The 18,971-nt window shown below is 64.3% G+C and carries 18 protein-coding genes; 2 read left to right on the plus strand and 16 right to left on the minus strand.

Annotated elements, in window-relative coordinates; all coding sequences use genetic code 11:
* Positions 1–3: 3 nt before the first annotated feature.
* From MU516_RS00745 to glpD, 10 genes are all read right to left on the minus strand, one after another.
* Positions 4–423 carry a PaaI family thioesterase gene (locus MU516_RS00745; RefSeq protein WP_260275305.1) on the minus strand — a complete coding sequence of 140 codons (420 nt, stop codon included), beginning with the start codon at positions 421–423 and terminating at the stop codon, positions 4–6.
* A 76-nt stretch (positions 424–499) separates the two neighbouring features.
* Complete coding sequence (locus MU516_RS00750) at positions 500–1,081, minus strand: transglycosylase SLT domain-containing protein (RefSeq protein WP_209054936.1); 582 nt, start codon at positions 1,079–1,081, stop codon at positions 500–502.
* A gap of 70 nt (positions 1,082–1,151) precedes the next feature.
* Entirely contained in the window at positions 1,152–2,627 is a 1,476-nt protein-coding gene (glpK, locus tag MU516_RS00755) for a glycerol kinase GlpK (RefSeq protein ID WP_260275306.1), read from the minus strand.
* A 136-nt stretch (positions 2,628–2,763) separates the two neighbouring features.
* Positions 2,764–4,476 carry an ABC transporter substrate-binding protein gene (locus MU516_RS00760; protein ID WP_260275307.1) on the minus strand — a complete coding sequence of 571 codons (1,713 nt, stop codon included), beginning with the start codon at positions 4,474–4,476 and terminating at the stop codon, positions 2,764–2,766.
* Positions 4,477–4,516: 40 nt separating this feature from the next.
* Positions 4,517–4,831: a DUF2160 domain-containing protein gene (locus MU516_RS00765; protein ID WP_311319090.1), complete on the minus strand. Its 315-nt coding sequence runs from the start codon at positions 4,829–4,831 to the stop codon at positions 4,517–4,519.
* A 180-nt stretch (positions 4,832–5,011) separates the two neighbouring features.
* Positions 5,012–5,833: a carbohydrate ABC transporter permease gene (locus tag MU516_RS00770; protein ID WP_209054940.1), complete on the minus strand. Its 822-nt coding sequence runs from the start codon at positions 5,831–5,833 to the stop codon at positions 5,012–5,014.
* Positions 5,833–6,699: a carbohydrate ABC transporter permease gene (locus MU516_RS00775; protein WP_260275309.1), complete on the minus strand. Its 867-nt coding sequence runs from the start codon at positions 6,697–6,699 to the stop codon at positions 5,833–5,835. The genes MU516_RS00770 and MU516_RS00775 overlap by 1 nt, the downstream gene beginning before the upstream one ends.
* Positions 6,699–7,790 carry an ABC transporter ATP-binding protein gene (locus tag MU516_RS00780; protein ID WP_260275310.1) on the minus strand — a complete coding sequence of 364 codons (1,092 nt, stop codon included), beginning with the start codon at positions 7,788–7,790 and terminating at the stop codon, positions 6,699–6,701. Before MU516_RS00780 ends, MU516_RS00775 begins: the two co-directional genes overlap by 1 nt.
* Entirely contained in the window at positions 7,787–8,881 is a 1,095-nt protein-coding gene (locus MU516_RS00785; protein ID WP_260275311.1) for an ABC transporter ATP-binding protein, read from the minus strand. Before MU516_RS00785 ends, MU516_RS00780 begins: the two co-directional genes overlap by 4 nt.
* Positions 8,878–10,428: a glycerol-3-phosphate dehydrogenase gene (gene glpD, locus MU516_RS00790; protein ID WP_260275312.1), complete on the minus strand. Its 1,551-nt coding sequence runs from the start codon at positions 10,426–10,428 to the stop codon at positions 8,878–8,880. The genes MU516_RS00785 and glpD overlap by 4 nt, the downstream gene beginning before the upstream one ends.
* 135 nt (positions 10,429–10,563) lie before the next feature.
* Between glpD and MU516_RS00795 the strand changes: the two genes are divergently transcribed.
* A complete protein-coding gene (locus MU516_RS00795; RefSeq protein ID WP_311319085.1) occupies positions 10,564–11,325 on the plus strand; it encodes a DeoR/GlpR family DNA-binding transcription regulator in 762 nt (253 codons plus the stop codon).
* Between the two features lie 21 nt (positions 11,326–11,346).
* On the opposite strand, the gene MU516_RS00800 is transcribed toward MU516_RS00795, so the two are convergent.
* Positions 11,347–12,612 carry a glycosyltransferase family 4 protein gene (locus MU516_RS00800; protein ID WP_260275313.1) on the minus strand — a complete coding sequence of 422 codons (1,266 nt, stop codon included), beginning with the start codon at positions 12,610–12,612 and terminating at the stop codon, positions 11,347–11,349.
* A 161-nt stretch (positions 12,613–12,773) separates the two neighbouring features.
* Here MU516_RS00800 and MU516_RS00805 point away from each other — a divergent pair, with 161 nt between their 5' ends.
* Positions 12,774–13,955, plus strand: a complete 1,182-nt coding sequence (locus tag MU516_RS00805) for an acetyl-CoA C-acyltransferase family protein (protein WP_260275314.1) — start codon at positions 12,774–12,776, stop codon at positions 13,953–13,955.
* Positions 13,956–13,968: 13 nt separating this feature from the next.
* Here MU516_RS00805 and MU516_RS00810 read toward each other — a convergent pair whose 3' ends face one another.
* From MU516_RS00810 to MU516_RS00830, 5 genes are all read right to left on the minus strand, one after another.
* A complete protein-coding gene (locus MU516_RS00810) occupies positions 13,969–14,793 on the minus strand; it encodes a glycosyl transferase (RefSeq protein ID WP_260275315.1) in 825 nt (274 codons plus the stop codon).
* Between the two features lie 320 nt (positions 14,794–15,113).
* Complete coding sequence (locus MU516_RS00815; RefSeq protein WP_260275316.1) at positions 15,114–15,716, minus strand: queuosine precursor transporter; 603 nt, start codon at positions 15,714–15,716, stop codon at positions 15,114–15,116.
* Positions 15,717–15,831: 115 nt separating this feature from the next.
* Positions 15,832–16,662 carry an esterase-like activity of phytase family protein gene (locus MU516_RS00820; RefSeq protein ID WP_260275317.1) on the minus strand — a complete coding sequence of 277 codons (831 nt, stop codon included), beginning with the start codon at positions 16,660–16,662 and terminating at the stop codon, positions 15,832–15,834.
* A gap of 41 nt (positions 16,663–16,703) precedes the next feature.
* Positions 16,704–17,567 carry a penicillin-insensitive murein endopeptidase gene (gene mepA, locus MU516_RS00825; RefSeq protein ID WP_260275318.1) on the minus strand — a complete coding sequence of 288 codons (864 nt, stop codon included), beginning with the start codon at positions 17,565–17,567 and terminating at the stop codon, positions 16,704–16,706.
* Positions 17,564–18,934 carry an MFS transporter gene (locus MU516_RS00830; RefSeq protein WP_260275319.1) on the minus strand — a complete coding sequence of 457 codons (1,371 nt, stop codon included), beginning with the start codon at positions 18,932–18,934 and terminating at the stop codon, positions 17,564–17,566. The genes mepA and MU516_RS00830 overlap by 4 nt, the downstream gene beginning before the upstream one ends.
* Between the last annotated feature and the right edge of the window lie 37 nt (positions 18,935–18,971).

An 18,971-nucleotide genomic window follows, 5' to 3' on the forward strand; every position in this document is an offset into this window, starting at 1 on the left:
CCCTTATCCGGCCCAGTCCAGGATCAGCTGGGTCTGGGTCACGATCGCCGCAACCTTGCCGTCACCGCGCGTGACGGTGGTTTGCCAGACCTGCGTGGTGCGGCCGCGATGCAGTGGTTCGCAGACCGCGCGCGCAGTATCCCCCAACCGGATCGGGCGCAGGAAATTGGTCTTGCTTTCGACCGTTGTCGTGCTGCGGCCTGCGGGAAGGTTCAGGAACGTGGCGGTGCCGCCGGCATTGTCGGCAAGCCCCATGATCGCGCCGCCATGCAGGACACCGTTGCGGTTGGCCAGATCCTGGGTCACCTGCATGTCGAACACCACCCGCTCGGGCGTCGACTCGACAAGCCTGGCGCCCAGATGCCGGGCAAAATCCGGCTGCGCCTCGGCCACCGCCTGCAAACCCGTCGCGTCATCCTGCATCGGCTGCCCCCTTATCCGCTGCGATCCATAACGACGCGGAATCGAGGGCTTGGCAAGGGTCGGGATGCGGCCGGGATCACGCCTTGCCGCAGGACACCAGCTGCGCGCGATACATCTGCGCGCGCTGGCCGACCTGCCCCGAAACCCTGACCAGCCAGCTTTTGCCAAGATAGGACCGGCGTGCATAGCCCGACCGCCCCTCGTGATAGGCCAGATACTGCGAGGTGGCGTCCCATTTGGACAGGCCAAGCATCCGCGACGATCCATCCATGTACCAGCCCATGAAATCAGTAGCATCGTTGATGTCGTTGCGCCGCGCGCGGCGGTTGCCGGTCTCCTGGACATATTCTTCCCAGGTGCCGTCCAGCGCCTGGCTGTAACCATAGGCGCTGCTTTGCCGTCCGATGGGAATGACACCCAGCGCATATTGATGTGGCGTGCGGGCGTCGCCGATGAATTTCGATTCCTGGTGGATCGCGGCCATCTGCACATGGACGGGGATACCCCAGCGCCGCTCGGTCTTTTTCATCGCGCGCAGATAGGCGGGCCGCTCGGCCACGATCGCGCAGGCATTGTCCAGATTGCGGGGGGCCTTGAAGTCGCCGCCGCCACACGATGCGACCAGCCCGACGATCGCCAGTTTCAGAAACCTGTTCATCCTGCCCTCTTGTCGTTTTCCCGCGATACTAGGGGAAAACGACAAGAGGTGAAATCACAAACCCGGAAGGTCAGAGCGCCAGAACAGCCTGAACCGCCCGACGCCACGCGGAATACCGCCGGTCGCGGACAGCCTCATCCATGGCGGGTTCAAAGCGGCGATCCAGGCGCCAGGCCTTGGCGTATTCGTCGGGGCCGGGGCAGATCCCGGCACGGTATCCGGCCAGCCACGCGGCCCCCTGCGCGGTGGTTTCGGTGTTTTCGGGTCGGTCCACGGGCGCGCCGATGATGTCGGCAAGAAACTGCATCGCTGGTTCGTTGGCGGTCATGCCGCCATCGACCCGCAGCACCGCGTCATCGGCCTTTGCCCAGTCTGCACGCATCGCCTCAAGCAGGTCGCGGGTCTGAAACCCCACGCTTTCCAGCGCGGCACGCGCGAATTCGGCCGGCCCGGTATTGCGTGTCAGACCGAAGATCGCGCCCCGCGCTTCGGGGGCCCAATAGGGCGCGCCCAACCCCGTGAAGGCAGGCACCATGATGATCTGCTGGCTGTCGTCGGCCGTCGCGGACAGGGGCTGTGTCTCGGCGGCCTCGCGGATGATCTTCAGCCCGTCGCGAAGCCATTGCACCACGGCGCCCGCGATGAAGATGCTTCCCTCCAGCGCATAGGTGGTCTGACCGTCGAGGCGATAAGCGATGGTGGTCAGAAGGCGATTTCCGGAACGCACCGCCTGATCGCCGGTGTTCAGCAGCGCGAAACAGCCTGTCCCGTAGGTCGACTTCATCATGCCGGGCTGGAAACAGGCCTGTCCGACGGTCGCTGCTTGCTGGTCACCCGCCACGCCAAGGATCGGCACCTCGCGCCCGAACAGGTCGGCCCGTGTCATCCCGAAATCGTCGGCGCTGTCCCTGACCTCGGGCAGCAGAGCCATCGGCACGCCGAACAGCTTGCACATTTCCCGTGACCATTCGCCCTTGCGGATGTCGTACAGCAAGGTGCGGCTGGCATTGGTGGCATCGGTCACATGCGAGCGACCGTCGGTCAGTTTCCAGATCAGAAACGTGTCCACCGTGCCGAACGCAAGTTCGCCCGCCTCGGCACGCGCGCGCGCGCCCTCGACCTGATCCAGGATCCAGGCGATCTTGGTGGCGCTGAAATACGGGTCCAGAAGCAGCCCCGTGACGCCGGTCACCTGATCCTCGGTTCCCTCGTCCTTCAGCCGCTGGATCACGTCGGCAGTGCGGCGGTCCTGCCAGACGATGGCGCGGTGGATCGGCTGGCCGGTCTTGCGATCCCAGATCACCACCGTTTCGCGCTGATTGGTGATCCCGATCGCGTCGATTCGCGGATTGCCGGCTTTCTCAAGTGCGCCGCGCGCGGTGGCGGCGCTGGTCGTCCAGATGTCATCGGGTTCATGTTCTACCCAGCCCGAGCGGGGAAAATGCTGGCTGAATTCCTGCTGCGCGCTGGCCTGAACGCGCAGATCGTCGCTGAACACCAGCGCGCGCGAGGATGTGGTGCCCTGATCCATCGCCAGTATCGTCATGCCCGCCTCCTGTCTTGGTTTCTTCTTTGCGCAAATACCCCCGCCCGAGATCTCTGTCCGGGCAGATGAAGAATCGGGTATCTGGGCAAAGAAGAAGAGGGCAGTCGGGTGACCGCCCCCTGTCGTGGTGTCGTGTTTATTCCTGCCAGCTCTTCACCAGCTCGTCATAGCTGACAGTTTCCGGCTGCGGCTTCTCGTTTTCAAGCTTCAGCTGAGGTGCGATGGTGCCGTTTTCCTTGGCATAGTTGTTCCACCATTCCAGGTCATGCTCTTCGGCCATCTTCGGACCGATATCGCCCTGGATGCCGGCGCGCTCCAGCCGTTCCATGACCTTTTCCTGCTCGGCGCACAGGCTGTCCATGGCTTCCTGGGCGGTCTTGGCGCCCGAGGATGCGTCACCGATCGCCTGCCACCACAGCTGTGCCAGCTTCGGATAATCCGGGACGTTGGTACCTGTCGGCGACCAGTTCAGCCGGGCGGGCGAACGGTAGAATTCGACCAGACCGCCCAGCTTGGGCGCGCGCTCGGTGAAGCTGTCATGCTGGATCGACGATTCGCGGATGAAGGTCAGGCCGACATGGCTTTTCTTCACGTCCACGGTCTTCGAGGTGACGAACTGCGCGTAAAGCCACGCGGCCTTGGCACGGTCATCGGGCGTCGATTTCAGCAGCGTCCAGGAACCGGCATCCTGATAGCCCAGCTTCATGCCGTCCTGCCAATAGGCGCCATGCGGCGAGGGGGCCATGCGCCATTTCGGCGTGCCGTCCTCGTTCACGACGGGCAGGCCGTCCTTGACCATGTCGGCGGTGAATGCGGTGTACCAGAACATCTGCTGGGCGATCTCACCCTGCGCGGGAACCGGGCCGCTTTCGCTGAAGGTCATGCCCTGCGCCGCGGGGGGCGCATAGGATTCCATCCAGTCCAGGTATTTCTGGATCGCATAGACCGAAGCCGGGCCGTTGGTGTCGCCGCCGCGCGCCACGCAGGATCCGACCGGGCGGCTGTTCTCATCGACGCGGATGCCCCATTCATCGACCGGCACACCGTTCGGGATTCCTTTGTCGCCGTTTCCGGCCATCGACAGCCAGGCGTCGGTGAAGCGCCATCCAAGGCTGGGGTCCTTCTTGCCATAGTCCATATGGCCGAAGACCTTCTTGCCGTCGATTTCGCGACCGGTGAAGAATTCGGCGATGTCCTGATAGGCCGACCAGTTCACCGGAACGCCCAGGTCATAGCCGTATTTTTCCTTGAATTCGGCAGCGATCTCGGGGTCGTTGAACCAGTCATAGCGGAACCAGTAGAGATTCGCGAATTGCTGGTCGGGCAGCTGATAGATGTCGCCATCGGGCGCGGTGGTAAAGCTGATCCCGATGAAGTCGTCGATGTCGAGATTGGGGTTGGTGACGTCCGCACCCTCGTTCGCCATCCAGTCGGTCAGGCTGCGGGCCTGCTGATAGCGCCAATGCGTGCCGATCAGGTCGCTGTCGTTGACATAGGCGTCATAGACATTCTCGCCCGACTGCATCTGGGTCTGCAGCTTCTCGACCACGTCGCCTTCGCCGATCAGGTCATGGGTGATGTTGATGCCGGTGATGGCACTGAACGCGGGGGCCAGCACTTTGGCCTCGTATTCATGGGTGGTGATGGTTTCCGACACCACGTTGATGTCCATCCCGGCGAAAGGCTGCGCGGCGTCGATGAACCATTGCATCTCGGCCTCCTGTTCCTCTCGGGTCAGGGTCGAGTTGTCGATTTCAGCATCGAGAAATTCCTTTGCCTCCTCGATGCCCGCCTGTGCGGCGGTCACCATCAGCGCAAGCGCCATGGCGGTCGTCAGATGTAGTTTCATGGTCTCCCTCCCATTGGATGCCGGTTTACCCCGGCGGTTCTCACACCCAGCGGAACACCGCCGCGGCGTAGATGATCGCGCAGGCCAGCCCGCCCCAGACGGGTGTGCCGATCGCGCCAAGCCAGATCAGACAGATGAAGGCGCTGCCCAGAAGGCTGATGAACAGCCGGTCGCCGCGCGTCGTGGTGATGCCCAGAACGCCCTTGCGCGGGGTCTCGGGAAAGCGGATGGCAAGATAGGTGAACAGGATCAGCAGCCCCGCGATGATTGTAAAGAACAGCGCGCTGGGAAAGGTCCATGCCATCCAGCCGCCGGGATTCAAGCTGCCGAACCAGTCCCGTGCATCATCGCGCATCGGCACCAGCGTGGTCAGCCAGAAGGCGAAGCCAAGCCAGACGATGCCCAGGATCGCGAAGCCGAGATTGACCGATTTACGCATGACGCGGCCCTTTCGATTGCGTCCCGCGACGGCTGGGGATTTTACCCCCAGGCCCCCAGAATATTCGGGCAAAAGAGAAGACGGAGAGCTGCGTCATCACACCCTCCCCAGGGCGAAGCCCTTGGCGATGTAGTTGCGCACGAACCAGATGACCAAGGCGCCCGGTATGATGGTCAGGATGCCCGCTGCCGCCAGCACGCCCCAGTCGAGGCCCGAGGCGCTGACCGTGCGGGTCATGGTCGCCGCGATGGGTTTGGCGTTCACCGAAGTCAGCGTGCGTGACAGCAGAAGTTCGACCCACGAGAACATGAAGCAGAAGAAGGCGGCAACCCCGATGCCCGATGCGATCAGCGGCATGAAGATGCGCGTGAAGAAGCGCGGGAAGGAATAGCCGTCGATATAGGCAGTCTCGTCGATCTCGCGCGGGACGCCCGACATGAAGCCTTCCAGGATCCACACCGCTAGCGGCACGTTGAACAGGCAATGCGCCAGCGCTACCGCGATATGCGTGTCAAACAGCCCGATCGACGAATAAAGCTGAAAGAACGGCAAGGCGAAGACTGCCGCCGGCGCCATGCGGTTGGTCAATAGCCAGAAAAACAGATGCTTGTCGCCCAGAAACCGATAGCGCGAGAACGCATAGGCGGCGGGCAGCGCGACGGTAATCGAGATGACCGTGTTCATCACGACATAGATCAGGCTGTTCACATAACCCATGTACCATGACGGATCGGTCAGGATCGTGCGATAGTTTTCCAGCGTTGGATTGCGCGGCCACAGGCTGAAGGCCCCGAGAATCTCGGTGTTGGTCTTCAGGCTCATGTTCAGCAGCCAGTAGATCGGCAGCATGAGGAAAAGAAGATACAGCGCCATCACCAGCGCCGCACCCCGGCCTTTCGATTCTGCGACTGCGGCCATTACAGCGTCTCTCCTTCCTTGGTCATGACGGTGTAGAAAACGAAGGAAATCAGCAGGATCATCAGGAAATAGATCAGGCTGAACGCCGCTGCCGGACCAAGGTCGAACTGGCCGACCGCCATCTTCACCAGGTCGATGGACAGGAAGGTGGTGGCATTGCCCGGCCCGCCTCCGGTGACTACGAAGGGCTCGGTATAGATCATGAAGCTGTCCATGAAGCGCAGCAGCACGGCGATCAGCAGCACCCCCTGCATCTTGGGCAGTTCGATATAGCGGAACACCTTCCAGCGGCTGGCCTGATCGATCTTGGCGGCCTGGTAATAGGCGTCCGGAATGGATTGCAGCCCGGCATAGCACAGCAGCGCGACGAGGCTGGTCCAGTGCCAGACATCCATCACGACGACCGTGATCCACGCATCCAGCGCGTCATTGACGTAGTTGTAGTCGATCCCCAGCTTCGTCAGAGTATAGCCCAGAAGCCCGATATCGACCCGGCCGAAGACCTGCCAGATGGTGCCGACGACGTTCCACGGGATCAGCAGGGGCAGGGCCATGGTGACAAGGCAGAAAGACGCCCAGGCGCCTTTCTTTGGCATGTTCAGCGCCACGAAGATCCCCAGCGGAATCTCGATCGCCAGGATGATCGCCGAGAACAGGATCTGTCGGCCAAGCGCCGCGCGCACGCGGTCCGAATGGATCGTGTCCTGAAACCATTCGAGCCCGGCCCAGAAGAACTGGTTGTTGCCGAACGTGTCCTGCACAGAATAGTTGACGACGGTCATCAGGGGCAGCACCGCCGAGAACGCGACCAGCGCCAGCACCGGCAGCACCAGGAACCACGCGCGGTTGTTAAGCGGTTTTTCCATCACGCGGCCCTTTCCTGTCTTGCGGGGTCCGCGCGCCAGTCATCGACATAGACATGGGCATGCGCGGGATCGATGATGACCCGATCGGTGTCCGCCGGGATCGGCTGGCCTTCCGGGACGATGACGTTCACATCCGCACGCTCGACCTGGCCCCGCACGATGCGGTGGTGGCCGACATCCTCGATGCGTTTCACCGTGAAGGGAAGGCCGGCGCCACCCGCGCCAAGCCGCAGGAATTCCGGGCGGATGCCGATCTGGGTCTTGCCTGCCAAGGCGCCATAGCCGTGCGCCAGCGCGATTTCGGTGCCCGCGACATGGGCGGTCGCGCCATCGATCCGCGCATCCAGCAGGTTCATGCCGGGCGATCCGATGAAATAGCCGACGAAGGTGTGTTCCGGCGCGTCGAACAGCGCTTGGGGTGTTCCGGCCTGCACGACCCGGCCGTCATACATGACCACGACCTGGTCGGCGAAGGTCAGCGCCTCGGTCTGGTCATGGGTGACATAGATCATCGTGTGACCGAACCGGCGATGCAGGTCCTTCAGCTGCGTGCGCAGTTCCCACTTCATGTGCGGGTCGATCACGGTCAGCGGCTCGTCGAAAAGGATCGCGTTCACGTCCTGCCGGACCATGCCGCGTCCAAGGCTGATCTTCTGCTTGGCATCCGCCGTCAGGCCCCGCGCGCGGCGGTCCAGCACCCCGGTCATGCCGATCATCTCGGCCACCTCGGCCACACGGGACGCGATGACATCCGCCGCCAGACCACGGTTCTTCAGGGGAAAGGCCAGATTTTCGCGGACCGACATGGTGTCGTAGACAACCGGAAACTGGAACACCTGCGCGATGTTGCGTTCCATCGTGGGCAACCCGGTCACGTCCCGGTCTCCGAACAGGATGCGCCCTTGCGACGGCACCAGCAGTCCCGAAATGATGTTCAGCAGCGTCGATTTTCCGCAGCCCGACGACCCCAGCAGCGCATAGGCCCCGCCGTCCTGCCATGTCAGTGTCATCGGCTTCAGCGCCCAGTCGGCGTCGCCCGACGGGTTCGGCAGATAGCTGTGGGCAAGGTTTTCCAGTGTGATCTCGGTCATGCTTCCTCCGCCACGGCTGTCCGGGCCTCGGCCGCGTAGGGCGCGGCGCGGGCCAGCGCCCCTTCGGGCGTGAAAAGATAGATATGTGCGGGGTCCAGCCAGACGGTCAGGTTCTGGCCGTGATCCAGCTTGTGGACACCGTTGACCAGCCCGACCCAGCGATCCGGCCCGTGGCGCAGATGCAGGAATGTCTCGGCGCCGGTGATCTCGGTCGTGTCCAGCACCGTGGACAGCGGCACCGCGCCGGGCCGTTCATGCAGCGACAGATGCGCGGGGCGGAAACCGGCCATGTAATCGCCATCGGGCAGCCCGCCCGCATCCCATCCGGCGGCGTGGATTGCCGCGCGGCCGGCGCGCAGCGCGACCTGCTTGAAGTTCATCGGCGGATCCGAAAAGACCCGTGCCGTGGTGGCGTCTTCGGGCGCGCGATAGACCTGCGGGGTGGGGCCGAACTGGGTGATCCGACCCTCCCACAGGGTCGCGGTGTGACCACCCAGCAGCAACGCCTCTTCGGGTTCGGTGGTGGCATAGACGAAGATCGCGCCGGATTCCTCGAAGATGCGGGGAATTTCCACGCGCAATTCCTCGCGCAGCTTGTAGTCCAGATTGGCCAGCGGTTCGTCCAGCAGCACCAGCCCGGCATCCTTCACCAGCGCACGCGCCAGCGCACAACGCTGTTGCTGTCCGCCCGACAGTTCCAGCGGTTTGCGGTCCAGCATCGGCGTCAGGCGCATCATCTCGGCTGTCGCCCGCACCCGGCGGTCGATCTCGTCCTTCTTCACCCCCATCAGGCGAAGGGGTGAGGCGACGTTGTCATAGACGCTCATCGACGGGTAGTTGATGAACTGCTGATAGACCATCGCGACCTTGCGATCCTGCACCCGCTGATCGGTCACGTCCTGACCGTTCCAGAACACCCGTCCCTGCGTCGGTTTGTCCAGCCCGGCCATCAGCCGCATCAGCGTGGTCTTTCCGGCCAGGGTCGGTCCCAGCAGGACGTTCATGCTGCCGGGGCGCAGCGTCAGGTCGGTCGGATGGATATGCACCCGGCCGCTGACCGATTTCGAGATCCCGCGCAGTTCCAGCGTCATGCAGCTGCCCTTTTCTGGCTCATCCAGTCATCAAGTTCTGCGATCTGCGCCGCCGTCAGGCGCAGTCCCAGCTTGCTGCGTCGCCAGACCACGTCATCGGCATGGCGGGCGAATTCATGGCGCATCAGCCACTCTACCTCGGCTTCGGTCAAAGTCGCGCCGAAATCGCGACCCAGATCGGCCGCCGATCCGGCGCCGGCCAGCATTGCCTGCGCATCGGTGCCATAGGCGCGCACCAGCCGCGTGGCCCATGCATCATCAAGGAACGGATGGGCGGTCCGCAGGCCATTGATCAGCGCGGCGACCCCATCGACCGGGAAATCGCCCCCCGGCAACGGGGTGCCGGCGGTCCAGGCCTTGTCCGCGTGCGGAAAATGCGCCACCAGCTTGTCCATCGCGTGTTCCGCCAGGCGGCGATAGGTGGTGATCTTGCCGCCGAAGACGTTCAGGCAGGGCACCCCCTTGTCGTCAAGGGAAAGCACATAATCGCGGGTTGCCGCCGTCGCCGATTTCGCGCCGTCGTCATACAGCGGACGCACCCCGGAATAGGTCCAGACGATCTGGTCTGGACTCACCGGTTTCGCGAAATATTCGGACGCAAAGCGGCACAGATAGTCCTGTTCCTCGGGCGTGCATTCGGCCTCCAGCGGGCTGCCGTGGTGGTCGCGGTCGGTGGTCCCGATCAGCGTGAAATCGGTCTGGTAGGGGATCGCGAAGATGATCCGCCCGTCATGCCCCTGAAAGAAATACGCCTTGTCGTGATCGTACAGCCTGGGCACCACGATATGGCTGCCGCGCACCAGGCGCACGGTCTCGCGGCTGTCCAGATGCGCCACGTCGCGGATCACGCTGCCCACCCAGGGTCCGCCCGCATTGACCAGCGCGCGGGCATGGAACACCCGCCCGTCATCCAGCGATACCCGCCACAGATCGCCGTCGCGCGCGGCCTCGGCCACGCGGGTCCCGACCATGATTTCAGCGCCGCGAATCGCTGCATCGCGTGCGTTCAGCGACACAAGGCGCGCATCCTCGACCCAGCAATCGCTGTATTCATAGGCTTTCTGCAACCGGTCCTTCAGCGGTGCGCCCTCGGGCGTACCGCGCAGCGACAGTGACCGTGTGCCGGGCAGGATCTTCCGTCCGCCCAGATTGTCATACAGAAACAGCCCGGCGCGGATCAGGAAATTCGGCCGATGCCCCTTGTTCCACGGCATCAGCAGCGCCAGCGCCTTGCTGACCGGGGTGTCGGATTCGAAGGTCATGTGCGGATCCAGCGGCAGGACGAAGCGCATCGGCCAGCTGATATGCGGCATCGCCCGCAGCAGCACCTCGCGCTCTTTCAGCGCCTCGCGGACCAGCCGAATCTCCAGATATTCCAGATAGCGCAGCCCGCCATGAAACAGCTTGGTCGATTTCGAACTGGTGGCTTGGGCCAGATCGCCCATCTCGGCAAGCCGAACCGACAGGCCGCGGCCCGCCGCGTCCCGCGCGATCCCGCATCCATTGATGCCGCCGCCGATAATGAAAAGGTCGGTTGTGTCCGACATGGCTCCTCCCAAAGCTGATTTATCCGATCACGCTGTCGTGTCGTCTGTCAACGAATATTTTCGTAGATGCGCGTTTACATTCGGATTGACAAAAAACGCGCATGACGCTTCCGTGAGGGAAAGGGGAGGGCGGCGATGGCCATGAACATCCGCCAAATGGAAATTCTGGATCTGGCCCGAGCGACCGGCCGCGTCGCGGTCGAGGAACTGGCCGAACGATTCGACGTGACGCTGCAGACCATCCGCCGCGATCTGGGCGAACTGGCCGATCAGGGCATGCTGGATCGTGTCCATGGCGGCGCGGTGATGCGATCCGGCGTCAGCAATATCGGCTACGAGGAAAGGCGCCGGATGAACGAGGATGCCAAGGCCGCCATCGCGCGGGCCTGCGCGGCGCAGATTCCCGATAATTCCTCGATCATCATCAACCTGGGCACCACGACCGAAGCGGTGGCCCGCGAATTGCTGGCGCACCGCAACCTGACGGTGATCACCAACAACATGAACGTCGCCAACATCCTTGTCGCCAATGAAAGCTGCGAAATCATGGTGGCGGGCGGCGCGCTGCGGCGGACGGATGGCGGGCTGGTCGGCGATCTGACGACCGAGTTCATGGCGCAGTTCAAGCCGGACTACGCGATCATCGGCACCTCGGCACTGGATGCCGACGGCGATCTGCTGGATTTCGACATGGCCGAAGTCCGCGTCAGCCGCGCCATCGCAGGCCTGGCGCGACGGGCCTATCTGGTGACCGATATCAGCAAGCTGGAACGTTCCGCACCGGTCCGCATCATCTCGATGCAGGATCTGGACACGGTGTTCGTGGACAAGCCCTTGCCCGCGCCCCTGACGCAGAAATGCGCCGAATGGGACACGCGCGTGATCGTCGCCGATTGAGGCGCGAAACCCGCCCGCGCTTCATCGGGAACCGCCGGCGGGACGTTCGGGCATATGGCCTTTCAGGGCGTCATGGACCAGCCCGGCGCGCTGGTCGTGCATCATCTCGTGCGTGCTGGCGGCGGCCTTGTCGCGCGCGGCATCCGCAAGACCGCGCAGACGCTGCGGTGTCAGCGAGGGGTCGGCCAGAACCTGTGCCAGTGCCGCCGCATCGCCGGCAGGCACGAAGATCGCGTCCTGTCCGTCGCGCGCGACCTCGCGGTTACCGGCGGTGTCCGATGCGATCACCGGCACGCCTTGCGAAAATGCATCCAGGATCACCCGCGGCTGTTCGTCGCCCGTCGTCGGAACCAGCGCGGCGTGATAGCCGCGCAGCAGCGGCAGGAACTCGGTCGCATAGGCCACTTCGGGCAGGATCCGCACCCGCAAGGACTTGGCCTGCGCGGCGAATTCGGCGATCTGGCCGGCCATGGAACCGCTGCCCACGACATCCAGCTGCAGTTGCCTGCCCTCGGCCTCAAGCTGCCGCATCGCCTGCAGGACCACCCCGGTGCCCTTCTCGGCCGTCAGCCGAGAGGCCAGCAGCAGCCGCAGATCGGCGGGCTTTTCCTGCCAGCTCCGCGCCAGGGCATCCGGGGTCAGGACATCCTGCTGATGGATCCATGTGGCCGGACTGACCGCCGAGATTCCGCCGGGCCCGACCGGCAGCGATTCGGCATAGCTGCGCTGGGTGTAGATCCCCAGACGCGCGTGGCGGCAGGTCCAGCGTGCGAAACGCTCGGTCGCGGCTGCCTCGGCGCGCCAGCGAAGACTGGCATCCGTGCCTTCTGGGATGCGCCAGAAGGCGCTTTCGATATTGATGACAAGCGGAAGTCGGCGCCGCACCACCATCGGGTTGAGGATCAGGCCGGGCGGAATCGGCCAACCCGCGGCACCGCTGTGCACCGCATCCGCGCGCGCCAGTGCCTGACGCATGGCGCGGATCATCCCCGGCAGGACGCGCGGGATCTGCCGCCGCCCCGTCATCATCGGCCCGGTCGCGACGAACTCGACGCTCTGGCCGGGCTCCGGCTCGACCCTTGTCGCGTCCTCGCCCTCCAGATGATCGACCTGCGCCGCCAGGATGATCATGTGCGGCAGATAGCGCAGATGCATCATCAGGTCGCGGTGCCAGCGATCGCCCACCCAGACATCGCCGCGCTGGTCGCGCATGAACGGCACCAGCGAGCTGAGAAGATAATGCCGGTCCGACAGCAGCTCGCGGCAGGCGGTGAAATTGTCACTCATTCGGACCTCGCATTTCCGCCGTCTGGCAGTTCACTCGTTTCGCCGCGACGATAGGCGCTTTGACGCGGGGTCGCAATTTTATTGCCGGGCCGTCGCCCGACCGTCTTGCAGCATTCCGGCAAAGGCATAGTCTGGATGCAACGTCAAAAAAGGGGGCTTTCATGTCTGATACCGGAATCGTCATTCTGTCCGGCGCGCGCACCGCGATCGGGTCCTTCGGCGGTAGCCTTGCGGCGATTCCGCCGATCACGCTGGCCGCCGACGTCACCCGCGCCGCGCTGGACCGGGCCGGGGTCGCGCCTGACCGGATTGGGCAGGTGGTCTTCGGCCATGTCATCAACACCGAACCGCGCGACATGTATCTTAGCCGTGTCGCGATGCTGCAGGCGGGAATTCCCCATACGACGCCCGCGATGAACGTGAACCGGCTGTGCGGATCGGGGGCGCAGGCGATCGTGTCGGCCGCGCAGGCGCTGATGCTGGGCGACGCGGATTTCGCCGTCGCAGGCGGCGCCGAAAGCATGAGCCGCGCGCCCTACGCGGTGCCATCGGCGCGGTTCGGCGCGAAGATGGGCGATCAGAAGATGCTGGACATGATGACCGGCGCGCTGACCTGTCCGATGGGCACGGGCCATATGGGCGTGACGGCGGAAAACGTCGCGGCCGAACACGATATCAGCCGTCAGCAACAGGACGAATTTGCGCTGGAATCGCAGCGGCGCGCGGCGGACGCCATCGCCTCGGGCCATTTCCGGGATCAGATCGTCCCGGTCGAAATCAGGACGCGCAAGGGCGTGGTGCAGTTCGACACCGATGAACATCCCAAGGAAACCAGTCTGGAAAAGCTGGGCGCACTGAAGACGGTGTTCCAGAAGGACGGATCGGTGACGGCCGGGAATGCCAGCGGAATCAATGACGGTGCCGCGGCGCTGGTGCTGGCGCGCGCCGACGCCGCCAAGGCCGCCGGACTGACGCCGCGCGCGCGGATCCTCGGCTATGCCGTCGCGGGCGTGCGCCCCGAGGTGATGGGAATCGGCCCCGTCCCAGCGGTCGAGGCGCTGCTGGCCCGGACCGGGCTTTCGGTCGGCGATTTCGACGTGATCGAGTCGAACGAGGCGTTCGCGGCGCAGGCGCTGGCCGTGAACAAGGGGCTGTGCCTTGATCCGGCCCGGGTCAATCCGAACGGCGGCGCCATCGCGCTGGGACACCCGGTCGGCGCGACCGGCGCGATCCTGACGGTCAAGGCGCTGTATGAACTGGAACGCATCGGCGGGCGAACGGCGCTGGTGACGATGTGCATCGGCGGTGGTCAGGGCATCGCCATCGCTATTGCCCGCGACTGATTTCGCGGCGCGATCATTCGCGCCAGATCCTGTCGATCCAGCTGACCGGCCTGAGGTAATGGCGCAGATGCTTTGACAGGGATTCGCGCCGCCGGCCGTCGAAGGCGGCGCGAAGATGGTCCAGCGCGGGCCTGTGGTTGTCGCCTTCGTCCCATCTGCCGGCCCGCGCATCGGGTGGGTTCAGCGCGCCCGCGAAGATGATGATGCGTGATTTTGGCGGAATCCTGGCTTCGCGGACATAGTTCAGCGGAAAGACCGGCACGCAGTGCATCCTGAAATGCGCCAACCAGCCGCGCGGCCAGAACTTGACCCCTCCCGGCGCGTTCCGCGTCACGAAACGCTGCTCGTAGCGATAGGTGTCGGCGACGCCCTGCGGATCGTCGCGGAAGATCTGCTGCAGCGGCTTCAGGTTCCCGACCCGCATCCGATAGACCGAAGTCTGGCCCAGCTTTTCGAACGGGGTATTGGGATTGCGGCCCAGAATCGTATCGTCGGGGTCGCCATAGCTGAAAAACGGGTCAATGCTGCCGGTGATCAGAACGTCCAGATCCAGAAACAGCACCACGCCCGTCACGTCGCCCAGATCGCCCCACAGGCGCGACTTGGGCCATTTGCCGCGGGTGTTGACCGGGGCGACATAGTCGAATTCGGGCAGCGGCCGCACCGCTATGTCGGGATGCAGCCCGTCGGCGTCGTCGGTGAAACAGAACAGGCGGAACGGCGGGGTGATGTTGCGCGACACCATGCCATGCAGCCGGTTGACGTATTCGGGGCCGAATTTCGTGCCCCACTTGATGCAGATGATCTGCTTGATCTCGCCGCTCGGCACGTCGTCCATGGCTGTCCCGTCTGTTGTGCGGAGAGGTTGTTACAGGCGTCGCGCCGCTTCGCAACCCGGCGGCAGCGCGACCCCCGGAAATTGGAACGGGCCGCCTCAGATCAAGACGGCCCGCGAGATCCACGGAGATGGTCCGGTTAGGGAAGGATAAGATCCGTCCGGTCCCAATCAGGGTTTACGACCCCAGGGGCTGCCCTCAGGCCACGGCCCCCCTGACTGTTCCGACACCTCTCTCCACTATCACTCTCGACACTGGACCACCTCCTTTCAATAAGTTGCCGTTGTAAGGGGAAGGGTGACACAGATCGGGAATCTGTCAATCAGGTTTCTGGATGAAATCGCAACAAATTGCGGATAATCATCCTGAACGGCACAAGGGCAAGTAGTGCCAGACCAAGTTTGACCATCCAATCAGCAACTGCCAGCGAAACCCACAGCGCTGTGACCGGGCCATGACCAAGCAGCGGAACGGCCTCGTTCGCCCAGCCGGTGTTGGCGTCCACGGGCAGTGCGGCCGAGAAGGCAATGCCGAAGAACAGCGCCGTGTCGACGGCCGAACCGACCAGGGTCGACACAAGCGGTGCGACCCACCAGCGTCTTTCCCGCAACAGGTCAAACAGTTTTACATCCAGAAGTTGTGCGCACAGGAAGGCCGTGCCGCTGCCGATCGCGATGCGCAGCGTGGATTTGTCGAATCCGGCGGCGATCAGCGAACAGACGACGCCCACGATGAACCCGGCGAAGACGACGCGCCGGGCCGAACCGGCACCATAGACGCGGTTCATCACGTCGGTGACCAGGAAGGCGAAGGGATAGGTGAAGGCTCCCCATGTCAGCCAGTCGCCGATGACGAACTGCACAAGGATGTTGGACGCCACCACGATGGCGGCCATGGCAAGAATGCCGGGCAGATAGCGGGTCATGTGATTCATTTCCGTTTTACAAGGTCGCGGAACAACTCGGCCCCGGTTCGAAACGGGACAGCTGCGCCTAGTGCTGGCGCAAGGACTTGTCAATCATCCAGCCGTTCGCGCGCTGTCAGGGGCGCAGCCGGTATTCCACCAGCTCCGTGCGCTGCACGATCAGGAAATTGTCGTCCGAGATCATCGTCAGCCGGATGCCCTGCCCGTCATCCCAGACCGACAACCCTTCCAGATTGTCGTATTGCAGCGGCTTGGTGGTCAGCAGGATCTCTTCGTCGCGAGGCCCGTCTTCGGTCAGCCGCATGCGGCGGATGCGGGTCGAAAATCCCAGCAGGCCGTGAAAGTCGCGCTCCAGCAGGTAAAGATAGCCGTCCGGCCCGAAATCCGCACCCACCGGCAGCCAGCGCGGATCGCGGCGCAGCCGGGTCAGGCGGGTCCATTCGCCATCGCGCAGTTGCAGGATCGGAAAGGGCCGGCTTTCACGCCCGGATCGTTCCGGCAGGGTGATCAGCGTGCCGTCGTCGCGGATCGCCAAGGCTTCCAGCCCGGCGTTGACGCGCATTCCCGGCAGTTCCGGGGGGCGTGGCAGCACACGGGCAGGGGCATCGGGGTCGTCATAGACCGCCACCCGGTCCAGCCCTTCGAAACTGACGTGGATGCGCCCGTCATCCCCGATGGCCAGACCCTCGCTGTCGCCCAGATAGCCGGGCTTCAGCGGCATGCCCTTGCTGTCGCGCAGATGCGCGCGACCGGCGATGTTCATGCCGCGGATCAGTCCCTGCGAATCGCGTTCGATGCTGCCCCAGTAGAGCCATGCCCGGTCGCTGAGCGCGTGAAACCCGCTGCCGTCCGTGCTGATCTCAAGGCCCGAGAACCCGCCGAAGCTGTCCTCGCCGCTGCGCCAGACATAGGTGCCGACATATTCCAACTCTGCGGCCGGCGCCATCACAGCGCCGGCCGCAGACAGAAGGAACGACAGGGCCGCGCTCAGGGCGCGGCGGCGACGGTGCGGCATTGTGCGGGCAACTCGCTCAGTCGGTAGCTGCGCGGATGGCGGTAATTCGGGTTGGGCGGGGTCGGCTTGACGCGGCTGGGATCGATGCGGTTCTTGATCCACTCGGCCGCCTCGGCGCAACCGTCGCCCGGCGGTGGCGGATCCTGATCCCGGCAGATCGATCCCTTGGGACAGGACAGACGGACATGGAAATGATAGTCATGTCCGTTCAACGGCCGGATCTTGCGCAGCCACGACCGATTGCCCTTTTCCATCTGGCACATCGCGACCTTGACGACCGGATCGGTGAAGATCCGTTCGACGCGCGGATCCCGGGCGGCGGCGCGCATGATGGACATGTGGCCGCCGTTGAAATTCGGCGACAGCGCGGTGCCGTTGCGTGCCACGGCCGAGACCGATGAAATGCTTTCGCGCTGGGCCGGCGACAGCGTCAGCGAGGATGGCGGCAGCATCCAGATATCGGCGTCCAGTCCCAGCTGGTGGCTGGCATGGCCCGACAGCATCGGCCCGCCGCGCGGCTGGCTGAGATCGCCGATATAGAGACCTTTCCAGCCGGACTGCTGTGCGGCCTTCGACAGCCCGATCAGGAAACTGATCAGCTCTGGATGGCCCCAGTTGCGGTTCCGCGACAGTCGCATCGCCTGCCAGCTTGGGCCGGTTTCGGGCAATTGCACGAAGCCCTGGCCGCAGCCCTTGGAATAGAAGCCGATCGACACGGCTGGCCCCTGCGACGCTGATCGGAATTGGCCGAAGACATCCTTGGCCAGCGGTTCGGACATCGCGGGTGCCGCCAGGCCCATGGTCAGGGCGGCGACGGTCAGGAATTTGCGGATCACTGATTTGCCTCTCCTTCGGGTTTGACCCAGACTAGCAGAACCAGCGACAGAAGGAACATCACGATCAACGGAGAGATTCCGATGCGCTGGTTGCCCGACAGGTCGGTGACGGTCGCGATCAGGGCGGGGGCCAGAAAGGCCGTGGCCTTGCCCGACAGCGCATAAAGGCCGAACCCCTCGGTGGCCTTTTCCTCGGTCGTGTGGCGGACCATCATCGTGCGGCTTGCGGCCTGCATCGCCCCGCCCGCGCCGCCGATCATGACGCCACAGGCGAAGAACGCCAGATCGGGTCCGCGCAGCCCCGCCAGCAGCGGGTCCGGCGACCAGAACATGCCATAAAAGCCTGTCCGGTCCATCCCCACGATGACCAGGCAGACGGCGGTCAGCGCGACGATGCAGCAGATGATCACCGGGCGCGGCCCCCAGCGGCGGTCCGCACGGCCGCCCAGCCAGCTGATGATCGCGGCGGCGATGGCGCTGATGATGCCGAACACGCCGACCAGAAAGACCGGCCAGCCCAGAACCGTGCCGGCATAGACCCCGCCAAAACCATACAGCGCGTTCAGCGCGTCGCGCGACAGCATCGACGAGACAAGCCAGCTTGCCAGGCTTTTCCGGTGGCGCAGGCTGCGGATCAGCTTCCACAGATCGTGCATCGCCACCCCCAGCCGGATCGGCGCGCGCTTGCCGCGCGGCTCCTTCACCCAAAGGAAGAACGGGATCATGAACACCGCATACCACAGCGCCACGAACGGCCCGACAAAGCGGGTCCCCTCGCGCTGATCCGGGTCCAGTCCGAAGATCGGGGATATCCCCAGCAGCGTCCGCCCGCTTGGCGTTTCCTGAAACAGCGCCAGCATGATCGCCAGCGCGGCCACCCCGCCCACATATCCGAACGCATAGCCGGACCCCGAGATGCGACCGGTTTCATCGCGCGGGGCCAGGCCGGGCAGCAGCGCGTTGGTGAAGATCGTCGCGAATTCCATGCCGATCAGGCCGATCCCGAACAGCACCACCGCCTGGATCAGCGCGGGTTGTTCTGGCATCAGCAGCCACAGCCCCCCGGCGCCCATCACATACAGCCCCGAGAACAGCCAGATCCACGGCATCCGCCGGCCCGATGTGTCGGCGATGGCGCCCAACACCGGGGCCAGGATCGCGATCACGGCGCCGCTGACCGACAGGCCCCAGCCCCACAGCGCCTGGGCCTGCGCCCCGGCCATCGTGCTGCTGGCGCCGATGGTAATATAGTGATGCTTGGCGACATCGGCGAAATAGACCGAGAAGATGAAGGTCAGCAGCAGTGTCGCATAGGGCTGGCTGGCCCAGTCAAAGAACCACCAGCCCCAGATCCGCCTGCGCTGCATCCTGTCGTCCCCGCCGAATTCGTTTTGGCCATAAGGC

The sequence above is a fragment of the Paracoccus maritimus genome (assembly GCF_025195095.1).
GTDB classification, from domain to species: domain Bacteria; phylum Pseudomonadota; class Alphaproteobacteria; order Rhodobacterales; family Rhodobacteraceae; genus Paracoccus; species Paracoccus maritimus.

Bases quoted from the DNA above. Each gene is read 5' to 3' on its own strand.
- MU516_RS00745 (WP_260275305.1), bottom strand. From the start codon at position 423: ATGCAGGATGACGCGACGGGTTTGCAGGCGGTGGCCGAGGCGCAGCCG.
- MU516_RS00750 (WP_209054936.1), bottom strand. From the start codon at position 1,081: ATGAACAGGTTTCTGAAACTGGCGATCGTCGGGCTGGTCGCATCGTGT.
- glpK (WP_260275306.1), bottom strand. From the start codon at position 2,627: ATGACGATACTGGCGATGGATCAGGGCACCACATCCTCGCGCGCGCTG.
- MU516_RS00760 (WP_260275307.1), bottom strand. From the start codon at position 4,476: ATGAAACTACATCTGACGACCGCCATGGCGCTTGCGCTGATGGTGACC.
- MU516_RS00765 (WP_311319090.1), bottom strand. From the start codon at position 4,831: ATGCGCGATGATGCACGGGACTGGTTCGGCAGCTTGAATCCCGGCGGC.
- MU516_RS00770 (WP_209054940.1), bottom strand. From the start codon at position 5,833: ATGGCCGCAGTCGCAGAATCGAAAGGCCGGGGTGCGGCGCTGGTGATG.
- MU516_RS00775 (WP_260275309.1), bottom strand. From the start codon at position 6,699: ATGGAAAAACCGCTTAACAACCGCGCGTGGTTCCTGGTGCTGCCGGTG.
- MU516_RS00780 (WP_260275310.1), bottom strand. From the start codon at position 7,790: ATGACCGAGATCACACTGGAAAACCTTGCCCACAGCTATCTGCCGAAC.
- MU516_RS00785 (WP_260275311.1), bottom strand. From the start codon at position 8,881: ATGACGCTGGAACTGCGCGGGATCTCGAAATCGGTCAGCGGCCGGGTG.
- glpD (WP_260275312.1), bottom strand. From the start codon at position 10,428: ATGTCGGACACAACCGACCTTTTCATTATCGGCGGCGGCATCAATGGA.
- MU516_RS00795 (WP_311319085.1), top strand. From the start codon at position 10,564: ATGGCCATGAACATCCGCCAAATGGAAATTCTGGATCTGGCCCGAGCG.
- MU516_RS00800 (WP_260275313.1), bottom strand. From the start codon at position 12,612: ATGAGTGACAATTTCACCGCCTGCCGCGAGCTGCTGTCGGACCGGCAT.
- MU516_RS00805 (WP_260275314.1), top strand. From the start codon at position 12,774: ATGTCTGATACCGGAATCGTCATTCTGTCCGGCGCGCGCACCGCGATC.
- MU516_RS00810 (WP_260275315.1), bottom strand. From the start codon at position 14,793: ATGGACGACGTGCCGAGCGGCGAGATCAAGCAGATCATCTGCATCAAG.
- MU516_RS00815 (WP_260275316.1), bottom strand. From the start codon at position 15,716: ATGACCCGCTATCTGCCCGGCATTCTTGCCATGGCCGCCATCGTGGTG.
- MU516_RS00820 (WP_260275317.1), bottom strand. From the start codon at position 16,662: ATGGCGCCGGCCGCAGAGTTGGAATATGTCGGCACCTATGTCTGGCGC.
- MU516_RS00830 (WP_260275319.1), bottom strand. From the start codon at position 18,934: ATGCAGCGCAGGCGGATCTGGGGCTGGTGGTTCTTTGACTGGGCCAGC.